Genomic DNA, 11,915 nt, shown 5'->3' with positions numbered 1-11,915 from the left:
GCAAAAGGGACAGGCTATGCACGATCTGGTCATTCGGGGCGGCACCATCGTTGATGGCAGCGGAGAGCCGCGCTTTGTCGGCGATATCGCAGTGGACGCTGGCCGCATCACATCCGTCGGCAACGTCACGGCGCCGGGCCGCGAAACCATCGATGCCCACGGCCTGATCGTCACGCCCGGCTTTGTGGATATTCACACCCATTATGATGGCCAGGCTACGTGGGACAGCGAAATGGCGCCATCATCCTGGCACGGCGTGACCACGGTGGTGATGGGCAATTGCGGCGTGGGTTTTGCGCCAGCCAAGCCCGACAAGCATCAATGGCTGATCGGCCTGATGGAGGGCGTGGAGGATATCCCCGGCACCGCGCTGGCTGAAGGCCTGACATGGGATTGGGAGACATTCCCCGAATATCTGGACGCGCTGGAAAAACGGCCGCGCACTATCGATGTAGCGACCCACGTGCCGCACGGCGCGGTGCGCGCCTATGTGATGGGTGAGCGCGGCGCGCGCAACGAAGAGCCAACGGCCGATGATATCGCTCAGATGGCCGCCATCGTTGCGGAAGGTGTGAAGGCCGGCGCACTGGGCTTTTCAACCTCGCGCACCATCCTGCACAAATCGATTGATGGCGAGCTGGTGCCCGGCACCACCGCCCAGAAGGACGAATTGATCGCCATCGGCCGCGCCATGGGCCATGTGGGCCACGGCGTGTTCGAAATGGCCAGCGATCTGAAACGCGAATGGGATGAATTTGGCTGGATGGCCCAAATGAGCCGCGAAACCGGCTTGCCGGTCACCTTTGCCATGCTGCAATCCATCGCCAAGGAACTGCCGTGGCAAGAGCAGATGGCCGAAACTGCCAAAGCCAATGCGGCGGGGGCCAATATCGTGGCGCAGATCGCCATTCGCGGCACCGGCGTGGTGATGGCGTGGCGCGGCACCGTCCACCCGTTCAAATTCCGGCCAAGCTGGCAGGCCATCGACGCGCTGCCGTGGGCGGAGCAATGGGCGCATCTATGCGATCCCGCGTTCAAGGCCAAATTGCTTGCCGAGGACAATGTCTGGCCGGAAAGCGATGTGATGCCGCTGCTGATGGCAATCGCGCTGGGTTGGCAGCTTCAATATGAAATGGGCGAGACGTTCGATTACGAGCCAACCCAGGCCGAAACGCTGCATGCGATGGCCACTGCGGCGGGGCAGGAACCGGCCCACTATGCCTATGATCTGCTCTGCCGGGATGACGGCACTGGCTTCATCTATTTCCCGATCCTCAACTATGCCGATGGCAATCTGGATTTCGTGAAGGGCCTGTTGGAGCGCGAAGACACGGTGATTTCCCTGTCAGACGGCGGCGCGCATTGCGGCACCATCTGCGACGCCGCCAGCCCGACCTTCCTGCTCCAGCATTGGGCGCGTGACCGGGCGCGCGGCACCACCAGCCTGGAAAACGCCATCCGCCGCCAATGCCGCGACACGGCGCGCCTGTACGGCCTGAACGATCGCGGGCTGATTGCGCCTGGCTATCTGGCGGATATCAACATCATCGATCTGGACGGGCTGAAACTCGGCAAGCCGTGGCTGGCTTTTGATCTGCCCGCTGGCGGCAAGCGCCTGCTGCAAAAGGCGGACGGCTATGCCTGGACGATCAAGAACGGCAGCGTCACCTTCCGCGCCGGCGTCATGACCGGCGCCTTGCCGGGCGGGCTGATTCGCGGGCCGCAAGCGGTGCCGGCTGCTGCGGCCCTGGCTGCCGAATGATGCGCCGTGCCGTGATTGCGGCGCTTTTGCTGGCCAGCCCGGCCGGGGCGCAAGATGCACCGCCAGCGGTGTTCAGCGAAAGCCGACAGTTGCCCGGCCTCAGCGCGCCGGGCGAGATCGTGATCGACCGCGCCGGCATCCCGCACATCTATGCCGCAAATGCCCGCGACGGGTTTTTCCTGCAGGGCTATGCGGTGGCGCGCGACCGATTGTGGCAGATCGATCTGTGGCGCAAACGCGGGTTGGGTCGCCTTTCGGCGAGCTTCGGCCCAGCCTTCATCGCTCAGGACCGGGCTTCGCGCCTGCTTTTGTATCGGGGCGACATGGCGGCAGAATGGGCGGCCTATCCGCCGCAGGCCAAGGCGTGGACCGAAGGATTCGCCGCCGGCATCAACGCCTTTGTTGCCGATGTCGCCGCTGGCCGGCAGCCGCTGCCCATGGAGTTCGCCGCTACCGCCAGCCAGCCCGAACGCTGGAGAGCCGATGATATCGTGCGCATCCGGTCCAATGCCCTGGCCAGCAACGTGCCTTCCGAAGTGCTGCGCGCCCGGGCGCTGTGCGGCGGCGATGTGCGCAACGAACCGCTGCGCCGCCAATTGGAACCAGCGCGACCGGTGATCATTCCCAAGGGCCTCGATCCGTGCGGCATCCCGGACAATGTACTCGCCGATTACATGCTCGGCACCAGCGATGTGCGCTTTGACGGCAAACAGGCCGTGGTGGCCAGCCGAACCGATCCCGAAACGCTGGAAGGCTCCAACAACTGGGTCATTTCGCGGGCCCGCAGCGCCACCGGGCGGCCGATACTGGCCAATGATCCGCACCGTGCCCATGCCGTCCCCAATCTGCGGTATTTGTCGCACATCGATACGCCGGAGTTGAAGATTGCTGGATCAGGCGAACCGGCGCTGCCCGGCGTGAGCTTTGGCCACAACGAGGATGCGGCGTGGGCCATCACCATCTTCGCCATCGATCAGCAGGATCTGGTAGTGAACCCCGCTGGCACCGCGCTTATCAGTGTGGCAGACAGTATTGAGGTGAAGGGCGCATCCCCGCAAGCTATCGTGCTGAAATTCACCGCCGACGGCCCGATCATTCACGAAGACGCAGCATCAGGCCGCAGCTTTGCCTTGCGCGCCACCTGGAGCAAGCCAGGCGCATCGGCCTATTTCAACGCGGCCTGGGCGTTTGCTGCCCGGAATTGGGACGAATTCCTCATCGCCCGCGATCACTGGGGGGCGCCGCCACTCAATCTCCTCTTTGCGAGTCGCGCCGGCGATATCGGCTGGGCGCCCGGCGGCTTCGTGCCGGCGCGCACCGCCGGAGATGGCCTGCTGCCGGTGCCGGCCGGCAAGGCGCATGGCTGGAAAGGCCTGCTCGATGCGCGGCTGATGCCGGTGGTGCACAATCCGCCGCAAGGCTGGTTTGCCACGGCCAACGAAAACAATGTGCCGGCGGGTTATCCGCATCTGCTCGGCCTGGAATGGAATGATCGCAGCCGCATCACCCGCATCGCCGAAGTGATCGGCAGCAAGCCTAAATTCAGCCTCACCGATGCGATGACGCTGCAAAATGACGCTACATCGGCGATGGCGCGGCGCGCCGTGGCAATACTGCAGGGCCTGAACGGCCGCGATGCCCCCGAAGTGGCAGCATTGGCGTTGCTCAAAGTCTGGGATGGCCACGAAGGCCCCGAATCGGCCCCGGCCGCACTTTATGAAATCTGGGCCAGCCGGCATCTGCCGCAAGCGGCGGTAAAGGCCATCGTTCCCGAAGCCATGCGCCGCAATTTTGGCCGCACCAGCATCGGCAATGTGCTGCCGGTATTGGAAGATGGCACGCTGCTCGGCCCCGACGCCAAAGCCAGGCGCGAAAACATCCTGTTGGGCTCGCTGGGCGGCGCCTTTGCCGAAGCCACGCGCCTGCTCGGCCCTGATCCGGCCACTTGGCGCTGGGGCGCCCTGCATGTGGCGGATTTCAAGCCGGCGCTGGCAATCCCAGGCCGCGAAGCCGAACGCCGCGTCGGCCCGTTGCCCATCGGCGGCAGCGGCTCCACCCCAATGGCGATGGGATCAGCACCCGATTTCCACGTCCAATCCGGCGCGTCAGTGCGGCTGGTGATGGACGTGGGCGCGTGGGACAACAGCATGGCGATCAACACACCCGGCCAGTCCGGCGACCCGGCCAGCCCGCATTACCGCGATCTGTTTCCGCGCTGGGCCACAGGGCAATATGTCCCGTTCGTCTGGAGCCGCCCCCGTGTGCTGCAAGAGGCGGAACGCATCATAAGGGTCAGCCCGGCGAATTGAGCGCCTGCCACACCGCCACCGCCGCCAGCGCAGCGGTGTCCGCGCGCAGGATACGCGGCCCCAGGCTGATCGGCACCGCCGCCGGATGCGCGCGGATGGCATCGCGTTCGGCCGGGGCAAAGCCGCCTTCCGGGCCTATCAATATGGCAGCCGGGGCCGGGCTGCGGGCCAGGGCGGCGGCCATGGCCTCGCCGCCAGTTTCATCGGCAAAGATCAGCGCGCGATCCGCCGGCCAATCCTTAAGCAGCCGGTCCAGCGTCATCGGTTCGGGCAGGCCAGGCACCGCGGTGCGGCCTGACTGTTCTGCGGCCTCGACCAGATGCGCCATCAGCCGCTCAAGATTGGGCCTGTCCACCACGGTGCGCTGAGTCGTCACCAGCTGCAGCCGAGCGACACCCAGTTCGCAGGCCTTTTCCACCAGCCAGTCGATGCGGCCTTTCTTGAGCGGCGCAGCGCATAGCCACAAATCGGGCACCTGCTCCTGGCGGCCGCTCTGCCACTCGCCCACCAAAGTCACGGCTTTCTTGGCCACACTTGCAACCTTCGCGGCCCATTCGCCATCATGGCCATTGAACAGCCGCACCATGTCCCCCGGCTGGCGGCGCATCACGCTGCCCAGATAATGGGATTGCGCCGCGTCCAGCGCAATATGCGCGCCGGCACCGAGCGCCGCCGTCACATACAGGCGCGGCGTGGTTGACAAGCTGCGGTCTTCTTCGCTCATGGGGCCTGTGGTTACGCCGCCTGCCCCCATTACGCCAGATGCGTTGAAAAGCTGGATCGACCGGCTTCCGGCGCGCGCGCAGGCTTATTTGCGGCTTGCGCGGTTGGACCGGCCGGCGGGCACCTGGCTGCTGCTGTGGCCGTGCCTCGCCGGGCTGGCGCTGGCCGGCGGGTTGCGCAGCGCGCCGCTGCTGGCGCTGTGGTTTGCTTTGGGCAGCCTGGCCATGCGCAGTGCCGGCTGCGTGTGGAACGATATTGTCGATCGTGATCTGGATCGCCAAGTGGCGCGCACCCGCGCCCGGCCGGTGGCGTCCGGCCAGATCAGTGTGAAGGCCGCGCTGGCCTTTGCGGTGGCGCTGTCGCTGATCGGCCTGATCGTGCTGCTGCAATTGCGGCCACTCGCCCAGATCATCGCGCTGGCCAGCCTGATTCCAGTAGCGATCTACCCGTTCATGAAGCGCATCACCTGGTGGCCGCAGGCATGGCTGGGCCTTACCTTCAACTGGGGCGCGCTGGTGGGCTGGGCGGCTGTGGCTGAGCCAGAGCTACCAATGCTGCTGCTCTGGGCTGGCGGCATTGCCTGGACCCTGGGCTATGACACAATCTATGCGCTGCAGGATATCGAGGATGATGCCCTGGTTGGCATCAAATCGTCGGCGCGGGCGCTTGGCCCGCGCGCGCGGGCGGGCGTTGCCGGATTTTATGCGGCGGCCATCGGTCTGTGGGCAGCTGCGCTGTGGCTGGCCGCGGGGCAGGCGCTGGCCGTGATCGCCTTGCTGCCGGCGGCGCTGCATCTGGGCTGGCAGGTGCTGCGGCTGGCCGACATCAGCCCGGCGGCGGCGTGGATGCTGTTTCGCTCCAACCGCGCCGCCGGGGCCTTGTGGCTTGCCGCGTGCGCGGCGGTAGGGCTGGCCTGATCGAGACGATGAAGCCGCAGTGGCTGGCCAAACGGCCTGCGAGGGAACCGGAAGCGCTGCGGGGCTGGACCGAGTTGGCTCCAGCCCCGCGCACAAACTGAGCAAGCACAGGCTTGGCAGGCGTTGGCTCGACAACCCGCGCCGTTACCGGGCCGCTACCACGCCATATGATATGCCACGGCAGCGACAAGATTGCGCGTGAATAGGCCGTGACACGGTCGTGGCCACTGCCTATCTCTTGACCATGCTGAATCCAGATGACGCCCTGATCCGCCTTGATGCCGCGCTCGCCGCCGCCCGCACTGCCGGCGCCGATAGCGCCGATGCCATGTATGTGGGCGACGGCGCCACATCGGTGTCGGTCCGGCTCGGCAAGCTGGAGGATATCGGCCGCGCCGAAGGCGAGGAAATCGGCATTCGCGTCTTTATCGGCCAGCGATCCGCCAGCGTGTCATCATCCGATCTGACCATCGCTGCCCTGCGCGAGGCGGCGGATCGCGCCGTCGCCATGGCCCGGCTGGCCCCGGAAGATATCTACGCCGGCTTGGCGCCAGCCCATTTGCTGGCGGCCGGTCCGCTTGCTGATCTGGATATTCATGATTCTACCGAAATCAGCGCTGCCGATCTGAAGGAACGCGCGCTGGCAGCCGAAGATGCCGCGCGCGCCGTTGCCGGCGTCACCAACAGCGAAGGTGGCGGCGCATCGGCTGGACTGGTGGTCACGGCGCTTGCCACCTCCACCGGCTTTCGCGGCGGAAAACGCTCCACCAGCCATGGCCTGTCGGCTTCGGTGCTGGCCGGCACCGGCAGCGACATGCAGCGCGATTATGCCTGGCACAGCGCACGTTATCTGGCCGATGTCGAAGCGGCTGACATCATCGGCCGCCGCGCCGGGGAGCGTGCGGTGGCGCGCCTCAACCCCATCAAGCTGGCATCGGCGGCAATGCCGGTGCTGTTCGATCCGCGCGTTTCGGCGTCGCTGCTCGGGCATCTGGTGGGGGCCATCACCGGCAGCGCGATTGCGCGCGGCACCAGCTTTCTGAAGGACAAGCTCGGCCAGGCCATCCTGCCCGCCACGCTCAGCCTGATCGATGATCCGCTGCGTCCGCGCGGCCTGCGCAGCCGCGCGTTTGACGGCGAAGGCTTGGCCGCGCAGCGCACCGCGATCATCGACAATGGCGTGCTGACCAACTGGTTGATGGATGCCGCCAGCGCGCGGCAATTGGGCCTGATGCCCACCGGCCATGCCAGCCGCGGCACATCGGGGCCGCCCGGCGCCGGCCCCAGCAACATGCATCTGGCCGGCGGCACCGCCGCACCGGCGGATCTGCTGGCCGGGATCGTGCAGGGCATTTATGTCACCGAATTGATCGGCATGGGCGTGAACGGCCTGACCGGCGATTACAGCCGGGGAGCAAGCGGGTTCTTGATCGAAAACGGTGAAATCACCCGGCCAGTGGCGGAAATCACCATCGCCGGCAATTTGATCGACATGTTCAAGGGCCTGATTGCCGCCAACGACCTCAGCTTCCGCCATGCCAGCAACGCGCCCACCTTGCGCATTGACGGCATGACCGTGGCCGGCAGCTGACATTGGCCGTAGAAATGCCTGCAGCATGACTGATCGCAGCGCTGATCTGGTGCTCGCTGCCGAAATTGCCGGCAACGCTGGCCGCATCGCTATGGCGCAATTTGGCACCAATCCCGAACGCTGGGCCAAAACCGATGGCAGCCCGGTCAGCGCCGCCGATCTGGCGGTGAATGACTATCTGAAAGGCAGCATCGCCGCCGCCCGGCCCGGCGATGGCTGGCTGTCGGAAGAATGTGCCGACAACGACCAGCGCTTGGGCAAACGGCGGGTGTGGGTGATTGATCCGATCGACGGCACCCGCGATTTTCTGCGCGGTCGCACCGGCTGGGCTGTTTCGGTGGCGCTGATCGAGGACGGCGCCGTCACCGTGGCCGTGCTGGCCGCCCCCGCCCAGAAACGCCTTTACGCCGCCAGCCTCGGCGCCGGCGCAACGCTGAACGGCAAACGGCTCAGCGTGTCGGGCCTGGCGGCGCTGGACGGCGTGCGGCTACCGATTGATGCCGCCAATCTGACCGCCAGTTTCTGGCCGAGCCCATGGCCGGGCAGCGCCGTCGCCAAACCCAACAGCCTGGCGCTGCGCATGGCAATGCTGGCTGCCAACGAAGCCGACGCCTGGCTGGAAGGCCGCAGCATCCCGGAATGGGATGTCGCCGCCAGCAGCCTGATCCTCACCGAAGCCGGCGGCGTCCTCACCGATCGCCGCGGCGCACCGCTGGGCTTCAATCGGCATCAGCCCGTGCTGCACGGGATCGCGGCAGCGGCCACGCCGGCGCTGCATGGGGAAGTGCTGGGCCGGCTGGACCATGCGCTCAAAATATTCGCCGCCCGCCGCGCCGCCGCCTGACTCGCCAAGCCATACGAACGTCAGCCACTGCCGCTATGCACGGGTTGCGCCGGCGGCCCGCGCACCGCAGTATCGGCATTTCCTGGGGAGGATTACCAGCTCGTGCTGCACAAACGCCGGACATTGGCCGCTTTTGCGGCGCCTTGCTTGCCGCTCACCGGGGTTGGCTTGCCGCTAGTGGTGTATCTGCCGCCTTATTATGCCAGCACGCTGGGGCTGGAACTGGCGGTGGTGGGCATCCTGTTTTCGGCGGTGCGCTGGATCGATTTGCCGATCGATATCGCGTTCGGCCATTGGATTGATCGCACGGAGACCAGGCTTGGCCGCTTCAAACCGTGGATGCTCGGCGGCGGGATCGCGATGGCGCTGGGGCTGGCCATGGTGTTTTTTGCCAGCCCGGGCATCACGCCGATCCGGGCCTTTGCCGGGCTGCTGCTGCTCTACGTCGGATTTTCGGCAGCGCAGGTGGCGCACACCAGCTGGGGGCAGGCGCTGTCGACGGATTATCACGAACGCAGCCGCATTTTCAGCTGGTGGCAGACCGGCAACATGGTCGCACTGATCAGCCTGCTGGCGGTGCCGCCGCTCGCCAATGCGCTGGGCCCGCGCTTTGGCTGGGAGCCTTCGGCGGCGCTGGGCGTGCATGCCATGGGCTGGGTGCTGCTGCTGCTCGTTATCCCGACCTTTGCGATTATCATGCTGGGCGTGCCCGAACGCAAATCGGTGCACCAGCATCCGCACGGCTGGGCCGACATCGTCTCTGCGCTGAAGCGGCCGTTGCTGCGCCGGCTGCTGCTCATTGATCTGTTTGCCAGCCTGCCCCCGGGCTTTGGCGGCGCGCTGCTGATCTTCTTTTTCGAAGCCGCACGCGGGTTCAGCGTGGCCGAGGCACGCTTGCTGCTGCTGTTCTATTTTGCAGCCGGCCTGATTGGCGCGCCGCTGTGGGGCATGATCGCTCGGCGCACCTCCAAACACATGGCGGTGGCGCTGTCGATTTCCAGCTATGCCGTGCTGCACGCCATGCTGGTGCTGGCGCCGCAGCAGAATTTCTGGCTGGCAGCGGGCGGCATGCTGCTGGCGGGCCTGCCGGCCGTCGCTCCGGCTTTTTTGGTGCGCGCTATGCTGGCCGATGTCACCGATGCCGAGACCCTGGCCACCGGGCGCAGCAACGCTGGGCTTTATTATGCCGTGCTGGTGGGCGTGCAGAAACTGGGTTACGCCATCCCGGTCGGCCTCGCCTATATCGTGCTCGATATGGTCGGGTTTGATGCAAAATTGGGCGCTGCCAACACACCGGCGGCCATTGACGGCCTGGTCATGTTGTTCCTGGTGCCACCGGTTTCCACCGCGCTGATTGCCGCCTGGCTGGCCCGCGGCTGGACCATCGATCGCGCGGCCCAGCAGCAGATCATCGCCGAGCTGCAGAGCAGATGAGCTTGGCGGTCGGCATTATCGGCGCAGCCCGCGTCGCCACCTATGCGATGATCGCGCCGGCCAAGGCACGCAGCGACGTGGTGGTGGCAGCTGTTGCTGCGCGCGATCCGCAGCGCGCCGCTGCCTACGCCGCCGCCCACGGCATCGCGCGCAGTTTTGGCAATTATGCGCAAATGGTTGCCGATCCCGATATTGATGCTGTCTATGTCGCGACTCCGCCGGCCTTCCATCTCGAGCATGCCCGCCTCGCCATCCGCGCCAGCAAGCCGGTGCTGGTCGAAAAGCCCTTCACGCTGAACACTGCCGAAGCTGCGGCCTTGCTCGCCGACGCCGACGCTGCTGGCGTGCTGGTGGTGGAGGCGATGCACAGCCGCCACCACCCGTGCTGGGCAGCCGTGCAGGCGTTGTTGCCCCGCATCGGCCGCATCACCCATATCGACGCGGTGTTTGACGTGGCGGTGAGCACAGCGGCCGACGAATTTCGCTGGGATGCCGCGCTGGGCGGCGGCGCACTGATGGATCTTGGCGTCTATCCGCTGGCCTGGGTGCGCACGATTGCTGGCGAGCCAATTGCCGTCAGCCGTGCCGAACTGGCCCGCGAACGCGGCGCTGATGCGCGCTTTGCGGCCCATCTGGTTTTGCCCGGCGGCATCACCGCCCATGTTGCTGCCGACATGACCGGCGCACGCCAGGCCAGGCTGACCATAATCGGCAGCGCCGGCAGCATAATCGTGCAAAACCCGATGTCGGTGCGCGAAGGCGAGGATATCCTGTTGATCACCAGCGCCGGGCTGGAACGTCACCCAGTCGCCGGCCCTGCCACCTTCAGTGCGCAATTGGCCGCCTTCATTACCCACCTCAGCGGCAAAGCGCCTTGGCCACTTCCCGCCGATGATCCGCTGCGATCAATGCAGGCCATCGATCTGGTGCGCAGCGCTGCTTGACCGGCCGTGCCGCTCACGTCATCCCAACATCTTCCGTAAACTGCGAAAGGATTACCCATGCGCCTCTACGATTCGATCGGTCCCAACCCGCGCGTCGTGCGCATGGCGATGGCCGAAAAGGGCATCAACCTGCCAAGCGTCACGATCGACATAACGGCCGGCGTCAACCGCAGCAGCGACTATATCACCAAGGTGCCCGCTGGTGGCACTCCGGCGCTGGAGCTGGATGATGGCCGCGTCATCAGCGAAATCACCGTCATCGCCGAATATCTGGAAGAGCTTCACCCCGCTCCCGCCATTATCGGCACCACACCCGAAGAACGCGCCGAAACGCGCAAATGGGTGCGAATCATCGATCTGGGCTATTGCGAAGTCATGGCCAACGGCTTTCGCGCCACCGAGGGCCGGCGGATGTTTGAATCGCGCTTTCCGCTGATGTCAAAAAGCGGCGGCGACGAATTGAAGGCGATTGCGGCCAAAAAGCTGCAATGGCTCGATGGGTTGATGACAGGCGATTTCATCTGCGGCAACCGCTTCACGCTGGCGGACATCTTGCTGTTCTGCTTCGTCGATTTCGGCGCGCAGGTCGGACAGCCGCTGCCGGATGGCTTGGTGTGGCTGCCAGCGTGGCACCAGCGCATGGCGGCGCGGCCTGCCGCTGCCGCCTGATCGCGCGCTGGCTTACAGCTCGATCAGCCTGTCGGGCAGTTCGTTGGCATTGCTGGCAGCCGGCGGCACATGCTGTGCCAGCACGGCGCCAGCGCTGGCAATGGCGGCGACCATGCCATCGGCGGCGTGACCCGCCTTGATGCCGTCGATCAGCGCCGCGATTGTATCGGCCCACGCTTCGGCCGCCACGCGGGCGAACACGCCATCATCAGCAATCACTTCGGCAACGCGCTCGGTTTCATCAACATAAAGCAACACGCCGGTGCGGCCCTGCGTGGCGGCCAGCCCATGCGCGCGAAACTGCACCAGAGCAGCATGATGGACACGGTCCCGCCGCAGCGCGCGCGGAGTCAGGCTGCGGTCCAGCTTCAGGCCGCCAGCCAGCGCAAGAGCGGCCACGAACACTGCCGCCTGCACGGCCACAAAGGCTTCGATGGCATGGCGCTCACGCAGCGCGGCATCCAGCACGTCCCAATCCGGGAATAGCGCCGATGGCGACCAGCCGGCGAGCACCGCCGCAAATGGCAGCACCAGCGCCGCCAGCACGGCTGCCGCCAGCAGGGTTGCCGCGTAACGATGCGGCCGCGTGTTGACGATTACCACAATCTCGCCAGCCGTCGTGGCTTCGGCGGCGGCAATGGCGCCGGCAATGCGGGCGCGGTCATTATCGTTGAACAACATCACCAGCCCCCAGACGCGCCGCCGCCGCCGCCGGAGCCGCC

General features: G+C 66.0%; 10 protein-coding genes. 8 read left to right on the top strand and 2 right to left on the bottom strand.

Annotated elements, in window-relative coordinates; genetic code table 11:
• Positions 1-16 precede the first annotated feature (16 nt).
• Positions 17-1,762 carry an N-acyl-D-amino-acid deacylase family protein gene (locus ABWP50_RS00230; RefSeq protein ID WP_353216029.1) on the top strand — a complete coding sequence of 582 codons (1,746 nt, stop codon included), beginning with the start codon at positions 17-19 and terminating at the stop codon, positions 1,760-1,762.
• On the top strand, positions 1,759-4,071 hold the full coding sequence (locus ABWP50_RS00225) for a penicillin acylase family protein (RefSeq protein ID WP_353215975.1): 2,313 nt from the start codon (positions 1,759-1,761) through the stop codon (positions 4,069-4,071). Before ABWP50_RS00230 ends, ABWP50_RS00225 begins: the two co-directional genes overlap by 4 nt.
• On the opposite strand, the gene ABWP50_RS00220 is transcribed toward ABWP50_RS00225, so the two are convergent.
• Entirely contained in the window at positions 4,055-4,795 is a 741-nt protein-coding gene (locus ABWP50_RS00220; protein WP_353215974.1) for a 16S rRNA (uracil(1498)-N(3))-methyltransferase, read from the bottom strand. The genes ABWP50_RS00225 and ABWP50_RS00220 overlap by 17 nt on opposite strands.
• Here ABWP50_RS00220 and ubiA point away from each other — a divergent pair.
• The 6 genes from ubiA (at position 4,794) to ABWP50_RS00190 (ending at position 11,193) form a co-directional block, all read left to right on the top strand.
• Positions 4,794-5,711: a 4-hydroxybenzoate octaprenyltransferase gene (gene ubiA / locus ABWP50_RS00215; protein WP_353215973.1), complete on the top strand. Its 918-nt coding sequence runs from the start codon at positions 4,794-4,796 to the stop codon at positions 5,709-5,711. The two genes, ABWP50_RS00220 and ubiA, sit on opposite strands and share 2 nt — an antisense overlap.
• A gap of 244 nt (positions 5,712-5,955) precedes the next feature.
• Complete coding sequence (locus ABWP50_RS00210; protein WP_353215972.1) at positions 5,956-7,302, top strand: TldD/PmbA family protein; 1,347 nt, start codon at positions 5,956-5,958, stop codon at positions 7,300-7,302.
• 25 nt (positions 7,303-7,327) lie between these two features.
• Positions 7,328-8,146 (top strand): inositol monophosphatase family protein, encoded by an 819-nt coding sequence (locus ABWP50_RS00205; protein ID WP_353215971.1) that lies wholly within the window; start codon positions 7,328-7,330, stop codon positions 8,144-8,146.
• A gap of 102 nt (positions 8,147-8,248) precedes the next feature.
• Positions 8,249-9,580 (top strand): MFS transporter, encoded by a 1,332-nt coding sequence (locus tag ABWP50_RS00200; protein ID WP_353215970.1) that lies wholly within the window; start codon positions 8,249-8,251, stop codon positions 9,578-9,580.
• Positions 9,577-10,524, top strand: a complete 948-nt coding sequence (locus ABWP50_RS00195; protein WP_353215969.1) for a Gfo/Idh/MocA family protein — start codon at positions 9,577-9,579, stop codon at positions 10,522-10,524. The genes ABWP50_RS00200 and ABWP50_RS00195 overlap by 4 nt, the downstream gene beginning before the upstream one ends.
• Before the next feature lie 57 nt (positions 10,525-10,581).
• Entirely contained in the window at positions 10,582-11,193 is a 612-nt protein-coding gene (locus ABWP50_RS00190; RefSeq protein WP_353215968.1) for a glutathione S-transferase family protein, read from the top strand.
• A gap of 12 nt (positions 11,194-11,205) precedes the next feature.
• Here ABWP50_RS00190 and ABWP50_RS00185 read toward each other — a convergent pair.
• Positions 11,206-11,915, bottom strand: a 710-nt coding sequence (locus ABWP50_RS00185) for a TPM domain-containing protein (protein ID WP_353215967.1), incomplete at its 5' end; no start/stop codon positions are given.

This window comes from Sandarakinorhabdus sp. (assembly GCF_040398645.1).
Lineage (GTDB): Bacteria > Pseudomonadota > Alphaproteobacteria > Sphingomonadales > Sphingomonadaceae > Sandarakinorhabdus.
This window is presented reverse-complemented; position numbering and strand designations above follow the sequence as displayed.